The organism is Salinicoccus sp. CNSTN-B1 (assembly GCF_054792835.1).
This window is the reverse complement of record NZ_JBTWMN010000004.1, coordinates 2,125,648-2,145,842: the sequence shown is the minus strand read 5'-3', so window position 1 is coordinate 2,145,842 and position 20,195 is coordinate 2,125,648. Positions and strand designations below refer to the sequence as shown.

Genomic DNA, 20,195 nt, shown 5'->3' with positions numbered 1-20,195 from the left:
ATTATAAGATGAAACCACAACACAAATTTACCCTGAGTGGGATAGATATAAACATAAACACATACAATATATTCAAAAAATAGGAGGATTTATTTACTTATGAAAAAGACGCTACTATCAGTCGCAACAGTCACTGCACTCACAGGTGTCGCATCCAGCAATATATCTGCAGCAGATTATACCGTAGAGAGTGGAGATACGCTTTGGGGCCTTGCAACTGAACATGGAACAACAGTTTCTGCGCTTAAAGAAGTAAATGGACTCTCTAGCGACCTTATTATTGAAGGCGAGCAGCTGAGCCTTGAGGGAAAAGAAGAAGTTAAAAAAGCCGAGACGGCTGACGATGGCACATACGTCATCCAACCAGGCGATACCCTCTTTAAAATAGGACAGAAATTCAATGTCGAGTACCAACAGATCATGGAATGGAACAACCTATCTTCCGATCTTATCTTTGCAGGTAAAACATTGATCGTCTCCGGTAATGCTGCACCTGCTGTAGAAGAGCAGAGTGAAGTTGTTGAAGATACACCTGTTGTAGAAGAACAGAGTGAAGTTGTCGAGACAGCACCAGCAGTAGAAGAAACCGTTGAAAATCAAACATCTTCTGCAGTTGAGCAGACTGAAGCGGATCGTGCAGCCGAGCAAGCTGAAGCAGAACAAGCGGCAGCGGAACAGCGTGCAGCCGAGCAAGCTGAAGCAGAACAGGCAGCAGCGGAACAGCGTGCGGCAGAGCAGGCTGAAGTAGAAGAGACAACAGTAGAGCAGCCTTCTGCACCGGCGGCACAACAGAACAATGATCGTGCAGCGGAACAAGCTGAGGCAGAACGTCAGCAAAGAATTGAACAAAGGGAAGCAGAACAAGCAAAAGCACAAAAGCAGGAAACTGAAAAGGCTCAAAGCCAGCAAGTATCAAATGTGGGTGGCAATGCAGCCTCTGTAGCACATTCGGTAGCAGCAGGCAAGAGCTATGTATATGGTGCTAATACTTCTACAGCAGTAGATTGTTCAGCCCTTTCCCAACAGTTCATGAAAGCATTTAAAGGTGTTAACCTTCCAAGAACTGCCGCAGGTCAAATGGCAGCAGGTACACAAGTATCCAACCCTCAACCAGGAGATCTTGTATTCTTCAATGGCGGTTCACACGTCGGTATCTACATCGGCAATGGCCAAATGGTAGACGCATTGAATCCATCTGAAGGTGTAGGACAGCGTGCTGTGAGTTATGTGCACGGTTCAATCGATGGATACTTCAGATATTAATCCATATAATGGTAGGTCAGGACTCGGTCCTGGCCTTTTTTCATGCACTTCAGCACGCTCTATTAAATGTAAGTCTCTATAAGTTATGTTAAACTAATCTAAATAAATAATAAGGTTTGTTGAAATATGAAACTTAAAAACATCGTCATCATAATCATATTGGGCTTATTCTTTTTGACAGTTGGGGCAGGCGTCACCGCTGTCATCAACATGTCGGAAGAGGGCTTGAAAGAACAATCTTTAAAAACACTCCAAGAGTCGGAAGGTAAGGACAACCATCATGCAGTTGGCATGAACATCATCGATGAGAAAATGGAGGGTGTACGGAATGACGAGGAAAAAATGAAGGCGATCATAAAAGATAATGAAGTGACTGTCATCAACTTTTTTGCCTCATGGTGTGACCCGTGCCGTCGCGAGACACCTGAATTGAATGAATTCCATCAGGCGCATAAGGATCAAGCCGTTGACATCATTGGAATAAATGTAGACGATAAGGCATCCAATAGAGATAAGTTCCTGGAAGAATTCAAAGTCTCCTATCCAGTCTATGAGTTTTCGGATGAAAATTCTGCCCTCCAGACCTTCAATATCCATCTGATGCCTACAACATTTTTCGTGGATTCTGAAGGGGAAATAATCAGAGCATATGTCGGAGAGGTCGAGCGTAAACTGCTTCAAGATTACATCAACTACGTCAAGGAGGAATAATTATGGGAGTCCACCAATACTTTAAAAGTCTAAATGATCTGGAAAAACTCGTGAGGTGTCCCGGAAAATTTAAATATCAGGACCATAATGTGGCAGCCCATTCTTTTAAAGTAACTAAAATCGCCCAGTACCTAGGCACTGTAGAAGAACATAATGGAATGGATATTGACTGGAAAAGCCTTTATGAGAAGGCATTGAACCATGATTATCCGGAAATATTCACAGGTGACATCAAAACACCTGTCAAATATGCCTCTGATGAACTCAATGTGCTGTTCAAAGAAGTTGAAGAGAGCATGACTAAGCGGTTTGTGCTGGAAGAATTTCCAGTCGAGTATCAGGAAACCTATTTAAGGCGTTTCAAAGAGGGCAAGGATGGTACGGTTGAAGGTGAGATATTGGCCGTAGCGGATAAGATCGACTTGTTATACGAATCTTTCGGTGAAATACAAAAACGTAATCCCGAGCCTCTATTTTTTGAAATCTACGAAATGTCTCTACTGACCATCAGAAAGTATTCCCATCTGGAATGTGTAACCGACTTCCTTGAGAACATACTTCCGGATATGTTGCGGGAGAGATTCATACCGAAAACTGAACTGATGGATATTACTGAAGCCATAATGGAAAAGGAGCTCTGATGAATGTCCCTTTACTGGTACATGATGGGGATGGTGGTCCCGGCTCTTACAGTGGTGATTTTTTCAAGGTTGACACGCAACAAGTTCGTCGCAGTATTCCTGACCTTCATAATCTTCGGAGTCTCCATCTATCGTGGTTTCTATCATTCTGAATGGGTGATATTCATTGACTCGCTGTCGATAGTCTTAGGGTACATGCTAGTGGAAGTTTACCAAGTCGATAAAGTGGAAGACGATTAGCCAACACCGAACAAATGTTTGTCTTTTCTATTTTTATTTTGTAAAATAGTCTACGAACATATTAATGGGGAAGAATGAATGGCCAAATTCGAAGTGGTCTCCAAATTTGAGCCTGCCGGCGATCAGCCAAAGGCGATAGAAGAGATTACAGAACAGATCAAGTCCGGAAATAGACATCAGACACTACTCGGTGCGACAGGCACCGGGAAAACATATACCATGAGTAAAGTGATTGAAAAAGTGGGGAAACCGACTTTAATAATTGCACACAATAAAACTTTGGCAGGACAACTATACAGCGAATTCAAGGAATTCTTCCCGAATAACAGGGTAGAGTACTTTGTGAGTTACTATGATTATTATCAACCTGAAGCTTATGTGCCTCAAACGGATACCTTCATAGAGAAGGATGCACAGATTAATGATGAAATAGATAAATTGCGGCACTCTGCAACGAGTGCGTTGTTTGAGCGCGACGATGTGATCATCATTTCATCTGTCAGCTGCATCTACGGTCTCGGTAACCCGGAAGAATACCGTGATATGGTGGTAAGCGCACGGGTTGGAATGCAGATGGACCGTAATGAGTTTCTGCGTAAGCTCGTGGATGTCCAGTATTCACGAAATGATATTGATTTCAGAAGGGGTACTTTCAGGGTGCGGGAGACATTGTCGAAGTATTCCCAGCTTCACGGGATGAGCAATGCGTGCGCGTTGAATTCTTTGGCGATGAAATAGACCGCATCAGGGAAGTGGACTATCTGACTGGTGAAGTATTGGCGGAGCGCGAGCATATCGCAATCTTTCCCGCCTCTCACTTCGTCACGCGCGAGGAAAAGATGAAAGTGGCCATCGGCCGCATAGAAAAAGAGCTTGAAGAGCAACTTAAGATTTTGCGTGATGATAACAAGCTGCTTGAGGCACAACGACTCGAACAGCGGACAAACTATGACTTGGAAATGATGCGGGAAATGGGCTTCTGCTCAGGGATAGAAAACTATTCTGTCCATCTGACACTGCGCCCATGGGTTCGACCCCATACACACTGCTCGATTATTTCGATGATTTTCTAGTCATGATAGATGAGTCCCACGTCAGCGTACCGCAGATAAGGGGTATGTATAACGGAGACCAGGCAAGAAAGAAAGTTTTAGTGGACCATGGATTCAGATTACCGAGTGCACTCGACAACAGGCCTTTGAAATTTGAAGAATTTGAGGCGAAAACCCAGCAGTTGCTTTATGTCTCAGCAACACCTGGACCATACGAAATGGAGCATACTGAGAAGATGGTCGAGCAAATCATAAGGCCGACTGGATTGCTGGACCCTACTATCGATGTCCGACCGACGGAACACCAGATTGATGACCTGCTTGAGGAGATTGTGACCCGGACCGAGAAGAATGAACGTGTCCTGATCACAACACTGACTAAGAAAATGTCAGAAGATTTGACTGCCTATCTAAAAGAATCCGGAATAAAGGTTCAATATCTGCATTCCGAAGTCAAGACGCTTGAACGCATTGAAATAATCAGGGAACTCAGGATGGGCGTCCACGATGTACTGGTTGGAATCAACCTACTCCGGGAAGGTCTGGATATTCCTGAAGTTTCGCTCGTCGCAATATTGGATGCCGACAAGGAAGGGTTCCTGCGTTCAAGTCGGTCACTTGTCCAGACCATCGGTCGTGCAGCCCGTAACAGTGAAGGACACGTCATCCTATATGGGGATAAAATGACCGATTCGATGAACTACGCCATCGAAGAGACCGCAAGACGACGCGAAATTCAAATTGAATATAACAAACAACACGGCATTACACCTCAGACTATACAGAAAGAAGTACGAGATTCGATCAGTGCGGAAGTGGAAGTTAAGAAAGAAAGCAGAAGTGACGGATCGGATAAGCGTACGAAGACCAAGATGACGAAAAAGGACAAAGAGAAATTGATGGCTCAGCTTGAAGAAGATATGAAACAGGCTGCCAAGGATCTCGATTTCGAAACCGCTTCAGAACTCAGGGACGCACTATTCGAATTGAAAGCAGAAGGGTGATATTTTGAAGAACAAGTATATCAGTGTAAGGGGTGCAAGACAGCATAACTTAAAAGGCATCGATGTCGACATCCCAAGGGACAGCCTGGTGGTCATGACCGGACTATCCGGTTCCGGGAAGTCCTCCTTAGCGTTCGACACCATCTATGCTGAGGGCCAACGACGCTACGTGGAATCGTTGAGTTCCTATGCCAGGCAATTCCTGGGACAGATGGAGAAGCCAGACGTAGATTCGATAGAAGGATTGTCACCTGCGATTTCCATCGATCAGAAAACGACAAGCAACAATCCAAGGTCAACCGTATCTACGATTACTGAGATATATGATTACCTCAGACTGCTTTATGCAAGGGCAGGCACCCCGTTCTGTCCAATCCATGGCGTCGAAATCACGTCCCAGACCGTTCAAGAGATGGTCGACCGGGTCATGGAGCTGCCGGAAAGGACTAAAGTACAGCTTTTTGCCCCTGTCATAAAGGGGCGTAAAGGGTTGCATGAAAAGATATTTGAAGATTTGGCTAGAGAAGGGTATGCCCGGGTCATTGTAGATGGGGAAATGTATGACATCGAATCCGTACCGGAACTCTCAAAAAACAAAAAGCATGATGTGGACGTGGTCGTCGACCGGCTTGCCATCCGCGAAGGCATTGAAGCGCGCTTGAGCGATTCGATGCAGACTGCACTGGAAAAGGGGAGGGAACATTACCGTCAATGTCATAGATGGGGAAGACATGCATTTTTCCGAACATTTCTCCTGTCCAATATGTGGTTTCACCATATCTGAAATGGAACCTAGACTGTTCTCCTTCAACGCCCCGTACGGAGCGTGTCCGGACTGTGATGGCCTGGGCATGAAAATGGCAGTGGATGAACGACTCGTCATTCCTGATGCAAGCCTAACATTAAAGGAGGGGGCACTTCTCCCATGGCAACCAATCAGCTCCGACTATTATCCAACGTTGCTCAGACAGACTTGCGAGCATTTTGGTATAGATATGGATGTCCCCTTTAAAGATCTCAAGAAGAAAGAAAAGGACCTGATACTGCATGGATCTAAAGGCGAAGTGGTCAACTACAGGTTCACCCAAAGCAACGGTATAGTCCGCAACCGCAAGATGCCTTATGAAGGAATCATAAATAATATCGAACGGCGCTACAAGGAAAGCCCATCTGATTACACAAGGGATGTAATGAGCAGATATATGAGGGAAATCACGTGTAAGACATGTGAGGGATACCGACTGAATGCAGAAGCCCTTGCTGTAAAAATAGAAGGGCGGCACATAGGCCAGGCTGTGGATCAACCGGTCAAAGAAGCGATAGATTTCTTTGATGGACTCTCCCTGTCTGAACAAAACAAAAAAATTGCGGCACCGATCCTTAAAGAAGTGTATGAGCGCTTGTCATTCCTTCATAATGTCGGCCTGGACTATCTAACTCTGAATAGGCGGAGTGGTACACTCTCCGGGGGTGAAGCGCAGCGCATACGTCTTGCGACACAGATTGGATCAAGACTCAGTGGAGTACTGTATATACTTGATGAGCCTTCGATTGGACTTCACCAAAGGGATAATGATCGCCTGATCAACACCCTCAAGGACATGCGCGACCTCGGCAATACTCTGATTGTGGTGGAGCATGATGAAGATACTATGCTTGCAAGTGACCACCTCATTGACATTGGCCCTGGAGCAGGAGAGCACGGGGGCCGTATAATGGCTCAAGGCACCCCGGAAGAAGTGATGGAGGACGACAGCTCGATTACTGGTCAATATTTGAGCGGCAAGAGAGAGATTCCATTACCGGATGTATACCGCAAACCTGACATGAAAAAGGTGCTGGAGGTACGCGGAGGCAAAGAGAACAATTTAAAGAATCTCAACGTAAAAGTTCCGCTGTCAGTTTTGAATGTGGTCACAGGAGTCTCGGGGTCGGGCAAAAGTACTCTGATCAATGAAATCCTCTATAAAGGACTTCATACTCAGTTGTATAAATCAAAACAGATACCCGGGGACCATAAAGAGATAAGAGGCGCAGAAAACATCGAGAAGATAATCGATATCGACCAGTCCCCGATTGGCCGTACACCTCGCAGTAACCCTGCAACCTATACAGGTGTATTCGACACAATCAGGGATGTCTTCGCCCAGACGAACGAAGCAAAAGTGCGAGGGTACCAAAAAGGACGGTTCAGCTTCAACGTCAAAGGTGGAAGGTGTGAAGCCTGTAAAGGTGACGGCATCATCAAAATAGAAATGCATTTTCTGCCCGATGTATTCGTACCATGTGAAGTATGCGATGGAAAGCGTTATAATAGAGAGACGCTGGAAGTTAAATATAAAGATAAGAGCATCGCAGATGTCCTGCAGATGACAGTGGAAGAAGCTTATTATTTCTTCGAAAATATCCCGAAGATCAAACGCAGGATGAAAACATTGCTTGATGTGGGGCTTGGCTATGTACGATTGGGTCAGCCTGCTACGACATTGTCGGGCGGGGAGGCGCAACGGGTCAAACTCGCTTCCGAACTGCACAGACGATCTGAGGGAAAAACGCTGTATATATTGGATGAGCCCACTACTGGCCTTCATTCGGAGGATATAGGCAAATTGATCACCGTGATCCAGCGTCTTGTCAATAATGGGGATACCGTCATTGTCATCGAACATAACCTCGATGTCATAAAAGTGGCCGATCATGTCATCGACCTTGGCCCGGAAGGCGGCGATGGGGGAGGCACCATCGTAGTCAGCGGCTCAATCCAGGACGTAATGGCAGAACCGAAAAGCTATACGGGACAGCACCTAAAAAAATGGTTGGACAGAAACCATCAGGGGGATTGAAATGGATAACAAAGACCGCATTCTGAAAATGTTGGAAGAAGGAAAAATCACGTCAGAAGAAGCAATCCGTTTAATGGAAGCTATAGAATCCAAAGAGAAACAGGATGATCCGGTACAGGACACAAAAGAAGATGGGGCCAATCGAAACCGCTCGACTAAAAATGGATCGAAGGATATCCTCAACCAATTCATGGATGAATTTCAGAAGTATGTAAATCAGAAAAGGCCAATGAAGCATTGAATCAAGTCAAAAACAAAATGGAAGGGCAGAAGCAGACTGCACAAGTCTACCGCACTTTCGAGAAGGCATTCGACAGTGTCAAAAACAGTTCCATTGATGCAATGTTTACACAAGGTTCAAAAAATCGTCTCATCGAAACGGTCGAGGACGACTATTCGAATGTATCAATCGATATTGCGAACGGCAATATCAAGGTTGTGCCAACAGATGGCTCCACTACAGCGAGATTTGAAGTCACTCCTTTCTATAGAAAACTTGATAAGCAACGTAATTATTTCCAGGACATCATCTGTGAAGTCAAGAATGAAGAACTGCTCATCGTCTCAGACATCCGTACAGCCCGGGTGAATATTGAACTACAGGTGAATCGGGAAACGCTCAGACGCCTGATAATCTCAGGGTCTAACGGCAATGTTCAGATTGAATCCCAATCCTTCAATGATCTCACAATCGATCTTTTGAATGGCAATGTCTCCATCGAAGATGCAGTGAGCAGCAATGCATTCATCAGAACCTCAAGGGGCGATATAACCGTTAAAGCAGGTTCCCATGGATCGATAGAGATGATTTCCATGCTTGGGACAATCAATACCGATAAGTTGAATGCAAAAGATATTACAATATCTTCAAATGGCTCAGTGAATGTTTCCTTGGAGCCAGGGACCGAGTCAGCCACAGTCAATGCCAACATGGGCAGCATCAACATAAACATCCCGCACGCACGCGCTGTGGAAGGACGCTTGAGCACCGTCATCGGGCAGATCAATTATCCTCCGGACCTGAATGTCAGATTCATGAAATCGCAGGATATCGGGTTCAAGGAATTGATGCTCCTCAATGATACGGAAGAAGAAGCACTGCTTCTTGAAGTGGGAACCAAATTTGGCAGTGTTACACTGCACCGCAGTTAAAGAACACACTATAGTCCAGCAATTGCCGGGCTATAGTGTGTTTTTGTATATAGTTGAAAAATTGCCCCATGTAATCAAGTTCCGTTTCATTGAAAAGGGCAGCTCGATTCTTTATAGTTAAATTATTAAATGTCTGAGGTGACCCAATGCTCACAGTTAAAAAGATCATAGACGAATTTCAACTGAAATTGATTTCCGGGAATGATGGCATCAACAAGGAAATCACCAATATCGATGTCTCGCGTCCGGGCCTTGAGATGGCAGGTTATTTTTCCCATTATTCATCCGACCGCATACAGATACTTGGGATGACGGAAATTTCATTCTTTGAGAGAATGCTTACGGAAGAAGAAAGGGAAGATCGGCCGAAAAAGTTGTGCCGTAAAGAAACGCCCTGCATCATCATCACACGTAATCTGAATCCGCCGCTTGAATTTATAGAAGCGTGCAACCAAAGCCGAATTCCTCTTCTGGTCACTGAAGACAACACGACTAATTTTACGAGTAGAATCTCCAATCATCTGAAAAAGCCTTGGCGCCAGAAACCAACATGCATGGCGTACTGGTGGATATATATGGTATTGGTGTCCTGATCACCGGAGAAAGTGGCGTCGGAAAAAGCGAGACGGCGCTGGAACTTGTCAAGAATGGTCATAGGCTCGTAGCTGATGATAATGTTGAGATAAAAGAAGTGTCGAAGAATGTACTGATGGGTGCTTCACCGCCGATCATACGCAATCTGCTTGAGATACGCGGCCTTGGCATCATTAATGTGATGACGCTGTTTGGAGCGGGGAGCATCCTGGAGGAGAAGCGCGTCATGCTCAATGTGAATCTTGAGGTCTGGGAGAAGGGAAAAACTTATGAACGTCTCGGCCTGGATCAGAATAAGCTGAGGATCTTGAATACCGAAATCGACCAGAAGACCATCCCCATCCGTCCGGGGCGTAGCCTGGCGGGCATCATTGAAGTGGCTGCCATGAATTATCGCATGCAGTATATGGGGTATGATGCAGCCCAGGAATTCAATGACCGTCTGAACCGTCAAATCCAAATCAACGGAGGGATGATTGATGATCTATAGCGCGCCGTTCAGCCCGATCGCAATTGAACTCGGCCCGATAGGAATCCACTGGTATGGCATCATCATAGCAGCCGGCATGCTGCTTGGATACTACATAGCAGACCGTGAAGCAAATCGAAAAGGTCTTCCTGAAGGACTTTTCATGGATTTGATGTTCTACATCATCATTGCTTCAATTATAGGTGCAAGATTATATTATGTTATTTTCCAATGGGAATACTATAGCCAGAATCCATTTTCCATACTCCTGATCAATGAAGGGGGTATGGCGATTCATGGAGGATTGATCGGTGGCTTCATCGCTGGTATCGTCTACTGCCGGGTTAAAGGCTTCAGTTTCTTTCAGTTGGCGGACATTGCGGCCCCGAGCCTTATTTTGGGACAGGCTATAGGCCGTTGGGGAAACTTTATGAACCAGGAGGCGCATGGGGGAGAGGTCTCCAGAAACTTCCTGGAATCCTTGATGCTTCCAGACTGGATCATCAACCAAATGTTTATAGACGGTGCGTACTACCACCCTACATTTCTGTACGAATCCGTATGGAATATAATAGGCTTCATCCTTCTCCTCATGCTCCGTCCAAAACTGAAAGTGGGCCAGACCATCCTTCTATACTTGATGTATTATTCGCTCGGCCGTTTCTTCATAGAGGGAATGCGCACAGATAGTTTGATGATAGGGGAACAGCTGCGTACCGCACAGTTGATTTCAATCATCCTGATTGTTGTGGCAGCGGGTGTCTGGATCTATAGGGAAATGAAATATAAGTTGCCGAAATACCGGGAGGTACAAGGCATCTATAAAGGAAGACGCAAATGAGGAAACTTGAAAAATTCAAGGCGGGTGCGATAAATCCGCTGTGGCATCTATATAGGACAGTCTCACGCATAAAAGTTGCCAAGAACTTCATCATAATCGAACTTGGCCGGTTTTGTCCCTCGACCAGATGGAAGCATGTACTATACAGGAAAGGGCTCGGTATGAAGCTTGGGGAGAACGTTTCCCTTGCCTACAAAGCCATGCCGGACCTGATGCATCCAGAGCGCATCCACATTGGCAAAAACAGTATAATCGGGTATAATACAGTGATATTGACTCATGAATACCTCGTGGATGAGTATCGTCTCGGGAATGTGTACATCGGGCATGATACTATGGTGGGTGCAAACGTCACTATTTTGCCGGGGGTGAGTATCGGCAACCATGCTGTAATAGGGGCGGGAAGCGTCGTTTCAAAAGATGTCCCCGACCACTCGGCAGCTTACGGCAATCCGCTTATAATAAGGAGTATGGATAATGACTAGGAAAGTGATTCCGTTCGATCAGAATGGAGAATTCCATTTTAATCAAGGTCTGAAGAAAACAGAACAGAATAAAAAACCAGAGGCGCTCAGGAGCTTTCAGAAAGCCTATGAACTTGACCGGAATAATCTGGCATATCTGTCCCAGTATGCATACTTGCTTGCTGAAAATGGCCGCGGTGCAGAAGCTGAACATATATTGATCAACGCATTCATTCAGCATCAGTATGATGCTGAATTTTATTTTATATTGAGTCAGCTTTACATCATCAGCAATGATGCGAATAAGGCGTTTCTGTTTGGTGTGCAGTATGTCAAATATGAGCCGGACTCCGGCTATGATGAGGAACTGGAAGAGATGTTCGAAGTGAGTATTCATGATGAAGAAGAGGTGGAGCGGGAAGCGGCGAGATTTACAGCCCAGCATCTCTTCCAGCATCTCTTTATGAACGCCAGGATAGAAGAGGCTCTGGAATTTCTATCCACAGTACCTGAAGACATCCGGAAGGAACGCGAATTCAGAAATCAGAAGGCCATGGCGCTCCTATTCCTGAACCGTTATGATGAAGCGCACGAATTATTGGAGCAGCTATTTCTGGAAGATCGCACGGATATGCATGCATTGAGCCATATGACGCTCTTGTACTATCATACGGGAAGAGGATAAATTCAATGAATTCCTTAAAAAATTGGAAGTGGTGCAACCATTGGATGATGATGCCCGGTTCAAGGTGGGACTCGTGCTCAATTTCCTTCAGAAGTACGAAAGGTCATACGAGCTTCTTTATCCTTTATTCAAAAAGCAGTCGTTCATCAGTTTCCAGCTGCTCCATGCATTGAGCCATGCAAGCTATCATACTGGTCGTGCGGAAGAATCCAGGATGTTCTGGAATCGTATGCAGACGTTTCATCAGGTAAGGGAAATATATAGCCCCTGGAACCGTCATAGGGCATCTGAGAAGGTAACAGAGATAGAAACTGCCTACTTGAAGGATGACGATCCGTACAGACGCCTTCTAGGCCTCTATAAGATCTACAATGTCGTCCCGAGGGACGTCATACTGGGTCATGATGTGTGGGATACGATTGAAAATCTGGAAGATTACGAGAAATTGTATATCTCATTCCTTTTCCAGGGACTTAAACTGGTCAGGCTGGGGCGGATGCATAAAGGACTGGAGGCACTGTCGCAAGCCGGCTTTACGGATGAAGAGGACCAGATGTCTTGGATAGAACTATTTCACGAACTGTATGAGCAGAAAGTGGAGTTGGAAGATATTGATGCCTTTGCAGCTGCGGCAATGTATTTCCATAAGCGCGAAAGGAAGTTCACCAAAAAATATCTCGTCGAGACATTCGGCACTTCACTGTACCGTTTGAATAAGGCATTGGGGCATATCGAGCAGAAATGATGAAATAATGTAAATATCCCTTTATAATATTTAGCAGCTGATAATACGGAAAAGGAGTTTTTACCATGACTGAAGAAAAAAATATTTATGACGTCGTCATCATCGGTGCAGGACCAGCAGGAATGACAGCTGCTGTCTATGCTTCCAGGGCAAACCTTAAGACAGTGATGCTTGAACGCGGTATGCCGGGTGGACAGATGGCGAATACGGAAGAAGTTGAGAACTTTCCTGGATTTGATTTCATAACAGGTCCTGAATTATCCACGAAAATGTTTGAGCACTCCCAAAAGTTTGGTGCCGAATATAAATATGGCGACATCAAATCCATCGAAGATCAGGGAGATGTCAAAGTGCTTAAAACGGGCAATGAAGATATCTACACGCGCACTGTCATCATAACGACAGGTGCCGAATATAAGAAGGTCGGAGTCGAGGGTGAAGAAGAACTCGGCGGCCGCGGCGTAAGCTATTGCGCAGTATGTGACGGCGCTTTCTTCAAGGAGAAGGAACTCGTTGTAATCGGCGGCGGGGATTCTGCAGTAGAAGAAGGGGTCTTCCTGACGAAATTCGCAAGCAAAGTAACTGTAGTGCATAGGCGCGATCAGTTGCGCGCTCAAAAATCCTCCAAGACCGTGCGTTCAAAAACGACAAGATGGATTTCATCTGGGATACTGAGATCCAGTCCATCAACGGCGACGGTAGAGTGAAGAGCGTAACGCTGCTTGATAAGAATACAGGCTCAACGTACGACTTTGAAGCAGATGGCGTCTTCGTCTATGTGGGCATGAAGCCATTGACTGCACCATTTGAAGGTTTGGGCATCTTGAATGAAATGGGATATGTAGTCACCAATGATGAAATGGAGACATCAGTCCCAGGCATCTTTGCAGCTGGAGACGTGCGTAACAAGACCCTACGTCAGATCGTCACAGCAACCGGGGACGGCAGTATAGCTGCCCAGAACGCCCAGCACTATATCGAGAAGCTTGGAGATATGCAGGAAAGCAAATAGGAAGACTACCCCAGGGTTTTGGGCCAATGGCAGTAGGATGTCTTATCCAACTGCCATCGGCCAGGTCACCCTGGGTTTTTTTAATAGAGTCCTAGAGACAGGAAACTTACTGAGTGTTGCGGGAGAAGATGCGAGATGGTTTAATTGAAAGAGGCAATTAACGCTTAAGAGGATGTGGATCTATGAAAAAACTGAGTATAGTGACAGGCATGAGCGGGGCCGGAAAGTCTGTAGCGATTGAAGCGCTTGAAGACATGGGGTATTTCTGCATTGATAATCTTCCTCCGATTCTGCTCAAAAAAGTTCTGGAATTGATGGAAACGACAGAAGGTCAGATGGACCAGGTCGGCTTGGGCATAGACCTCAGGGGTAAAGAGTTCTTTGACCAGCTACTTGATGAAATAGAACAGCTGAGGGATCATCCGGATATTGCCCTGGAAATAATATTCCTGGATGCAGACGACAACCGCCTCGTCTCACGCTATAAAGAAAGCCGACGGGCACATCCGCTTGATGGAGAGATGGTCTTGTTGGACGCAATCATGAAGGAACGTGAACTTCTGAGTGTTCTGCGCGGCCATGCCTCCCATATCATCGACACGACCGAAACAACTCCAAAAGAATTAAGGAACCTGATGTTCGAAAAATGCTCTGGAGAAAACAGTCCAGCCTTTAATATAAATGTGCTGAGCTTTGGCTTTAAGCATGGCCTGCCAATCGATGCGGATTTGGTGTTCGATGTGCGTTTTCTGCCGAATCCCCATTATATTGATGCCCTGAGGCCGTTGACAGGACTTGATGAACCGGTATCGGACTACGTCATGAAATGGAAGGAGACCAAAAAGTTCTATAAAAAACTGTATGATCTCCTTAAATATATGATCCCCAATATATAAAAGAGGGGAAAGCGCAACTGGTCATCGCCATCGGATGCACAGGTGGCAAGCATCGGTCTGTAACGCTTGCAGAGAAGCTCACAGAAGACCTGAGTGAGGACTTTAATTTTACCATCCGGGCAGTTCACAGAGATGCACCGGTAGAAGGTGTAGAACATGAAGAAGATTAAGATTACAGTGGTCGGGGCGGCACCGGGCTGAGTGTTTTAGCCAGAGGCCTGAAAAGATATCCGGTGGATATAACTGCCATTGTTTCTGTAGCAGATGACGGCGGCTCGACCGGGCTCATCCGCGATAAGATTGATATGCCGGCACCAGGGGACATCAGAAATGTAATGAGTGCACTCAGTGAAGTGGAGACGAAATTGGATAATCTCTTTTCTTACCGCTTCAATAAGGATGCACTCGATGGTCACGCACTCGGCAATCTCATGCTGGCTGCGATGTATGATATGACCGGTGACTTTGCCGTGGCAGTAAAGGAATTAAGCAAGATACTGAACGTCAAGGGTACCGTCATTCCATCGACCAATATCAGTCCGGAACTGGCTGCACGCATGGCTGACAACTCGATTATCGTCGGGGAGAGCTATATTCCGGAAGTTGGACAGAAGATAGAAGAAATGTATTTGATTCCGGACGATACCGTAGCAACCCCCGAGGCCATAGAAGCCATAGAGTCTTCTGACGTCATCGTCTTTGGACCGGGGAGCCTGTATACGAGCATCATCCCCAACCTGATACCTGAGGGCATGAAGGAAGCGATAATTAAAGCGCGCGGCATTAAGGTCTATATTTCAAACATCATGACTCAGGCTGGCGAAACGATAGATTACAGCGCTGCAGATCATCTTGAAGCGATCCATCACCACGTCGGCCAAATATTGCAGACTTCATTATTTTGAATGAGGAAGATATCAAAGGCCGCATATCTAATTATTACCATGAAAATGATATGGAGATCGTCGAGAGTGACAGAGAGAGGCTCAGACAGATGGAAGTTGAAGTAATGACAGACCACCGCCTTGTCCAGATCGATGAAGAAGGTGCAGTACGGCACAACAATAAAATACTGGCGCAGATGATCTATGATATTGCGCTTAGGGAAATCAGTACGTTGCAGTATAGGAAAAAATAGAATGGGGCGTGATCGCATGTCATTTGCTTCTGAGATGAAGAATGAATTGACCAGAAATTGAAGTGGATACGTGCTGTATGAAAAGTGAGCTTTCAGCGCTCATCAAAATGAACGGGGCACTCAGCCATTCCAATGGACAATGGATCATTAATATACAGACTGAGAATGCGGCGATTGCGCGCCGGATTTTCTCATTGATCCGGACTACGTACGGAGTTGAGATAGAACTTCTGGTCCGTAAGAAAATGAAACTGAAAAAAAATAACGTTTACATTTCAAGGATAAAGAAGGAAAGTAAGAAAGTACTGGAAGACTTGGAAATCATGAAGGATGGTCTGCTTGAACATGCCATCAGTGCAGATATCAAAGAGAGGGAGTGCTGCATCAGAAGCTATCTGAGGGGTGCGTTCCTTGCCGGCGGATCGGTGAATAATCCGGAAACCTCAGCTTATCATCTGGAGATATTCTCCTTGTACGAGGAGCATGCCAGAAATCTGACTGAGTTAATGAATGGTTATGAGCTGAATGCGAAATTCATTGAAAGAAAACGCGGCTACATCACCTATCTCAAAGAAGCCGAAAAGATTGCAGAATTCCTTAGCCTGATCGGTGGGTACCAGGCACTTTTGAAATTTGAAGATATACGGATTGTCAGGGATATGCGCAATTCTGTAAATCGTCTGGTGAACTGTGAAACAGCAAACTTGAATAAAACGATCAGCGCTGCGATGCGTCAAGTTGAGAACATCAATTTCATCGCTTCAGAAATAGGGCTTGAAGAGCTGCCCGAACGCCTTAGGGAAATCGCGAAATTGAGGGTTGAGCACCAGGAAGTTTCCTTGAAGGAGCTAGGGGAGATGATGTCGACAGGTCCGATATCGAAGTCCGGGGTGAATCATCGTCTAAGGAAACTGGATAAGATAGCGGAGCAGGTGAGAAGCGGTGAAGAAATCACTTTTTAACGAAGAAAGCGTGCACTTTGGTGCACGCTTTCTTCATTTTATTGGCCATATAGATCTTCAAGTGCAATTTCCAGTGTAGGAAAGAGGAATTTAAAATCATTTTCCATCAGTACTTCCGGGAGCACGTATTGCCCTTTCAATATGAGCATGGACTGTTCACCCAAAAGCTTTTCGATCAGAAATGAAGGTGTATGGAAAAAGTCGGGTTTTCCGAGTGCGGTGCTCAAATATTTGGAGAAATGTTTTTGTCTGAGTGGCATTGGGGCAGTAAGATTGACCGGGCCTGAAATTTCCGAATGCACGCCCACGAACAACAGGGCATTCAACAGATCCTCTATATGGATCCAACTGTACCATTGGTTTCCGCTTCCGATGGGACCGCCCACTCCCATCTTATATGGCAGGGCCATTTTGGGTAGGGCGCCTTCGTCCTTATCGAGAATCAGGCCAAACCGCGTGAAGACGGTACGGGTTCCAAGAGCTTCAAACTTCCTGGCTTCAGCCTCCCACGCCACAACCACCTCGGATAGGAAATCGTGTTCGGCAAAGGCATCACCTTCGTCATATTGGACCTTCTCGCTGACTGGATAATAGCCTATTGCACTGGCGTTTACGAGGACCTGAGGAGTGATTTCAGCCTGCTCAGCCCACATCCGCAACATGCGGGTCACTTTCATCCTGGATTCATAAATGGCCGTCTTGTGGGAATCCGTCCATTTCTCCTGGAGTGAGGCTCCCGCCAGGTTATAGATGATATCGACTTTTAATGGCAAATCCTGCATCCATCTGTCGTCTGACGGGTCGTCAGGATTGTATTTGATGAAGTGTACGAAAGGATGTTCTGATTTTCTGTCGCTTCGTGTCAATATATACACATGGTCATTCTCCTCTCGGAGAATTTTTGTCAGTCTTGATCCTACAAAACCAGGATCCACCTGTAATTAATACATTCATGTCATCACGCTCCTTAATACCATTATAGCCTGTCTGTAGTGATGATAATCCGGAAATTTAAAATTTTGCCTGAGAGTTATGCAATGGGAAATAGAAAAAGGGATGGAATATTGATATTCCATCCCTTTCCCAATAATTTTAGCCCTGTAATTTTTCAGGCTCCATTACGTCATCAACCAAACCATATTCTTTGGCTTCTTCCGCTGTCATGAAGAAGTCGCGATCGGTATCCGTTTCAATCTTATCGAGCGTTTGGCCCGTGCGTTCTGCAAGGATCTTGTTGAGTTTTTCGCGTGTTCTCAATATATGCTTGGCCGCTATTTCAATTTCTGTAGCCTGACCTTGCGCACCACCAAGTGGCTGGTGAATCATCACTTCAGCGTTCGGCAGGGCGAAGCGCTTGCCTTTTGCCCCTGCTGCAAGCAGGAATGAACCCATTGAAGCGGCCATGCCAAGGCAGATGGTCTGTACATCAGGTTTGATGTGCTGGATTGTATCATAGATTGCCATGCCTGCAGTCACGCTGCCACCAGGAGAGTTGATATAGAGGAAAATATCTTTATCTGGATCTTGGGCCTGCAGGAAAAGCAGTTGGCTGACGACGGAGTTCGCCACGTTGTCATCGATGCCCGTACCGATCATGATGATCCTGTCTTTGAGCAACCTGGAATAGATGTCGTAGGCGCGTTCTCCGCGGTTCGTCTGTTCAATAACTGTAGGGATTAAATTCATTGTGTTACCTCCTGATATTATAGTACTCTTAATTGGCTAATTCATTTATACCACATTAGTCAAATAAGGTCAAAAGAAAACGTTTCTGGTATAAAGATTAAATTAGGCCTTTAATTTATTCAAGTTTATTGCTATACTGAAAAAGGCTTTATGAAGAATGATATTAATTTTATCATACCCCCGTGGTGTAATGGATAACACGTAAGATTCCGGTTCTTGAGATGGGAGTTCGATCCTCTCCGGGGGTGTAAATAGAGGTGGCCGTGTGAGTGGCGAACTTGAGATCATAGAAGCTCCAGAAAAAGTCCTTAGCGAAAATTTTGTGCGCGATGTTTTTTATATCGTCATCAATTGTGGCAAGATGCTGTTGGAAAGTGGAGCGGAAACTTACCGTATAGAGGATACGATGATGCGGATCGCATCCAGTTACGGTATAGAAAATGCTCAAGTGTTCGCAACTCCCACGGTCATTATTTTTTCTTTGAACGATTATGCACTGACCCAGACGCTGCGCATTGAGGAAAGGGCAAATAATCTGGAGAAGGTTGTGGCAGTGAATGAGCTTTCGAGACGCATTTCTGCAGGGATGCCACTCGACCAGGCTTTGCGCCGTATGGAGGCGATACATGACAGCAGATTCTTCCCGTTTTGGCTGACCATATTATCGGGAGGCATCATAGGAATGATGTTCCTGCTGCTGTTCGACGGTGTGGTGGCTGACCTGCCTGCTGCCTTCGTCGGGGGCGCAGGGGAGTCTTTGTGATGGAAGGCATCCTCCGCTACACTAAAGTTAAATTCTTTACAGAATTCTTCGCCTCCCTATATATCGCGCTGACGGCTATATTTTTTGTCGATACAGGTTTTGGCACTATGCTTGATACCATCATCATCGCCAGTGTAATGCCGCTTGTGCCTGGTGTTCTCATTACAAATGCAATACGTGAGATGATCCGGGGGCATTTGATGGCCGGTATCATGAAAGGCACTGAAGCAGCACTGACGGCCATTGCGATCGGTGCTGGTGTGGGTCTTGTATTTTTGATGATCTAGGAGGCTGCTGATGATTTACGTGTATCAATTCATCCTTAGCTTTTTTGCTTCTGCAGGATTCGGCGTACTTTTCAATGCGCCACGGGCCGCCATCATCAGATGTGGGCTGACCGGCGCAGTCGGTTGGATGGTGTTCTATATATTGAGAGAAGGGGGTGCCGACCTTGTTCTTGCCTCTTATATCGGCGCTCTCGTTCTATCGGCAGTGGCACTCTTGAATTCGAGAAGTCAGAAGATGCCTGTCATTCTGTACATTACATGCGGAATCATCCCACTTGTTCCAGGAGGCATGGCATACGATTCAATGCGGCAGATTGTGCTGCAGGAGTATATGACGGCCCTCGAATATGGATTTGAAGCTGCGCTTATTTCCTTGGCGATCGCAACCGGCATCATCAGTACAGAAATGGCGGATCAGGTTCTGCAGACCATAAGGAAGAAATTGAAGAAGAAAGAGGTATGAGTATGCTCGAATTGGTATATTATACGAGGAATAGATGTCCGCTTTGTGACGAAGGGATGGAGCAGATCAAGCTTGCCTTGTCTGAATTGAGATATAGCGATGTCAAGATGACGGCGATAGATATCGATGAAGACGATGCCCTGCAGGAGGCGTATATGATGCGCGTCCCGGTCTTGTGCCATAAAAGTCAGGTTATTCAAGAAGGCATCATTGATTTTGTCTACGTCTATGATTACCTTAAGGAGTATCTGGGTACGATAAAATAGCTGAAGCCGAATAATTGC

The 20,195-nt window shown here is 45.7% G+C and carries 18 protein-coding genes, 1 tRNA gene and 6 pseudogenes; 23 read left to right on the top strand and 2 right to left on the bottom strand.

The genetic code is table 11. The annotated features are described in order from the left end of the window. The first annotated feature begins 99 nt into the window (after positions 1–99). From ACYF68_RS12625 to whiA, 18 genes and pseudogenes are all read left to right on the top strand, one after another. Positions 100–1,263 carry a LysM peptidoglycan-binding domain-containing protein gene (locus tag ACYF68_RS12625; protein ID WP_461047250.1) on the top strand — a complete coding sequence of 388 codons (1,164 nt, stop codon included), beginning with the start codon at positions 100–102 and terminating at the stop codon, positions 1,261–1,263. 126 nt (positions 1,264–1,389) lie between these two features. Further along, positions 1,390–1,974 carry a TlpA disulfide reductase family protein gene (locus ACYF68_RS12620; RefSeq protein ID WP_461047248.1) on the top strand — a complete coding sequence of 195 codons (585 nt, stop codon included), beginning with the start codon at positions 1,390–1,392 and terminating at the stop codon, positions 1,972–1,974. Between the two features lie 2 nt (positions 1,975–1,976). After that, positions 1,977–2,615, top strand: a complete 639-nt coding sequence (locus ACYF68_RS12615; protein ID WP_461047246.1) for a YfbR-like 5'-deoxynucleotidase — start codon at positions 1,977–1,979, stop codon at positions 2,613–2,615. Positions 2,616–2,618: 3 nt separating this feature from the next. Continuing rightward, positions 2,619–2,855, top strand: a complete 237-nt coding sequence (locus tag ACYF68_RS12610; protein ID WP_461047244.1) for a DUF2198 family protein — start codon at positions 2,619–2,621, stop codon at positions 2,853–2,855. A 78-nt stretch (positions 2,856–2,933) separates the two neighbouring features. Further along, positions 2,934–4,911: pseudogene (gene uvrB, locus ACYF68_RS12605) on the top strand (excinuclease ABC subunit UvrB). Positions 4,912–4,915: 4 nt separating this feature from the next. After that, positions 4,916–7,754 (top strand): annotated as a pseudogene (uvrA, locus tag ACYF68_RS12600) (excinuclease ABC subunit UvrA). A 1-nt stretch (position 7,755) separates the two neighbouring features. Beyond that, positions 7,756–7,995: an SHOCT-like domain-containing protein gene (locus tag ACYF68_RS12595; RefSeq protein ID WP_461047242.1), complete on the top strand. Its 240-nt coding sequence runs from the start codon at positions 7,756–7,758 to the stop codon at positions 7,993–7,995. Beyond that, positions 7,992–8,906 carry a DUF4097 family beta strand repeat-containing protein gene (locus ACYF68_RS12590; RefSeq protein WP_461047240.1) on the top strand — a complete coding sequence of 305 codons (915 nt, stop codon included), beginning with the start codon at positions 7,992–7,994 and terminating at the stop codon, positions 8,904–8,906. The genes ACYF68_RS12595 and ACYF68_RS12590 overlap by 4 nt, the downstream gene beginning before the upstream one ends. A 146-nt stretch (positions 8,907–9,052) precedes the next feature. Then, a pseudogene (gene hprK, locus ACYF68_RS12585) lies at positions 9,053–9,990 on the top strand (HPr(Ser) kinase/phosphatase). Then, on the top strand, positions 9,980–10,810 hold the full coding sequence (gene lgt, locus ACYF68_RS12580) for a prolipoprotein diacylglyceryl transferase (RefSeq protein WP_461047238.1): 831 nt from the start codon (positions 9,980–9,982) through the stop codon (positions 10,808–10,810). Before hprK ends, lgt begins: the two are co-directional and overlap by 11 nt. Next, on the top strand, positions 10,807–11,295 hold the full coding sequence (locus ACYF68_RS12575; RefSeq protein WP_380569991.1) for an acyltransferase: 489 nt from the start codon (positions 10,807–10,809) through the stop codon (positions 11,293–11,295). The genes lgt and ACYF68_RS12575 overlap by 4 nt, the downstream gene beginning before the upstream one ends. Next, positions 11,288–11,959: a tetratricopeptide repeat protein gene (locus ACYF68_RS12570; protein WP_461047236.1), complete on the top strand. Its 672-nt coding sequence runs from the start codon at positions 11,288–11,290 to the stop codon at positions 11,957–11,959. Before ACYF68_RS12575 ends, ACYF68_RS12570 begins: the two co-directional genes overlap by 8 nt. Positions 11,960–11,999: 40 nt before the next feature. After that, complete coding sequence (locus ACYF68_RS12565; protein WP_461047234.1) at positions 12,000–12,704, top strand: hypothetical protein; 705 nt, start codon at positions 12,000–12,002, stop codon at positions 12,702–12,704. 65 nt (positions 12,705–12,769) lie between these two features. Next, positions 12,770–13,716: pseudogene (gene trxB, locus ACYF68_RS12560) on the top strand (thioredoxin-disulfide reductase). A 182-nt stretch (positions 13,717–13,898) separates the two neighbouring features. After that, a pseudogene (gene rapZ / locus ACYF68_RS12555) lies at positions 13,899–14,782 on the top strand (RNase adapter RapZ). A gap of 63 nt (positions 14,783–14,845) precedes the next feature. After that, the gene (locus ACYF68_RS12550; RefSeq protein WP_461047233.1) at positions 14,846–15,517 is read left to right on the top strand and encodes a gluconeogenesis factor YvcK family protein; all 672 of its coding nucleotides are present in this window, start codon (positions 14,846–14,848) and stop codon (positions 15,515–15,517) included. Then, positions 15,514–15,750 carry a hypothetical protein gene (locus ACYF68_RS12545; RefSeq protein WP_461047231.1) on the top strand — a complete coding sequence of 79 codons (237 nt, stop codon included), beginning with the start codon at positions 15,514–15,516 and terminating at the stop codon, positions 15,748–15,750. Before ACYF68_RS12550 ends, ACYF68_RS12545 begins: the two co-directional genes overlap by 4 nt. A gap of 16 nt (positions 15,751–15,766) precedes the next feature. Further along, a pseudogene (gene whiA, locus ACYF68_RS12540) lies at positions 15,767–16,712 on the top strand (DNA-binding protein WhiA). Positions 16,713–16,750: 38 nt separating this feature from the next. Here whiA and ACYF68_RS12535 read toward each other — a convergent pair. Continuing rightward, a complete protein-coding gene (locus ACYF68_RS12535; protein ID WP_461047229.1) occupies positions 16,751–17,587 on the bottom strand; it encodes a TIGR01777 family oxidoreductase in 837 nt (278 codons plus the stop codon). Positions 17,588–17,804: 217 nt separating this feature from the next. Further along, a complete protein-coding gene (gene clpP / locus ACYF68_RS12530; RefSeq protein WP_380569985.1) occupies positions 17,805–18,398 on the bottom strand; it encodes an ATP-dependent Clp endopeptidase proteolytic subunit ClpP in 594 nt (197 codons plus the stop codon). Between the two features lie 176 nt (positions 18,399–18,574). On the opposite strand from clpP, the gene ACYF68_RS12525 reads away from it, so the two are divergent. The 5 genes from ACYF68_RS12525 (at position 18,575) to ACYF68_RS12505 (ending at position 20,177) form a co-directional block, all read left to right on the top strand. After that, positions 18,575–18,646, top strand: a tRNA-Arg gene (locus tag ACYF68_RS12525). 17 nt (positions 18,647–18,663) lie between these two features. Further along, the gene (locus ACYF68_RS12520) at positions 18,664–19,161 is read left to right on the top strand and encodes a threonine/serine exporter family protein (RefSeq protein WP_461047227.1); all 498 of its coding nucleotides are present in this window, start codon (positions 18,664–18,666) and stop codon (positions 19,159–19,161) included. Beyond that, positions 19,161–19,448 carry a threonine/serine exporter family protein gene (locus ACYF68_RS12515; RefSeq protein ID WP_461047635.1) on the top strand — a complete coding sequence of 96 codons (288 nt, stop codon included), beginning with the start codon at positions 19,161–19,163 and terminating at the stop codon, positions 19,446–19,448. The genes ACYF68_RS12520 and ACYF68_RS12515 overlap by 1 nt, the downstream gene beginning before the upstream one ends. Positions 19,449–19,458: 10 nt before the next feature. Next, positions 19,459–19,911 carry a threonine/serine exporter family protein gene (locus ACYF68_RS12510; RefSeq protein ID WP_461047225.1) on the top strand — a complete coding sequence of 151 codons (453 nt, stop codon included), beginning with the start codon at positions 19,459–19,461 and terminating at the stop codon, positions 19,909–19,911. A gap of 2 nt (positions 19,912–19,913) precedes the next feature. Next, on the top strand, positions 19,914–20,177 hold the full coding sequence (locus tag ACYF68_RS12505) for a glutaredoxin family protein (RefSeq protein ID WP_380569982.1): 264 nt from the start codon (positions 19,914–19,916) through the stop codon (positions 20,175–20,177). Positions 20,178–20,195: the final 18 nt, after the last annotated feature.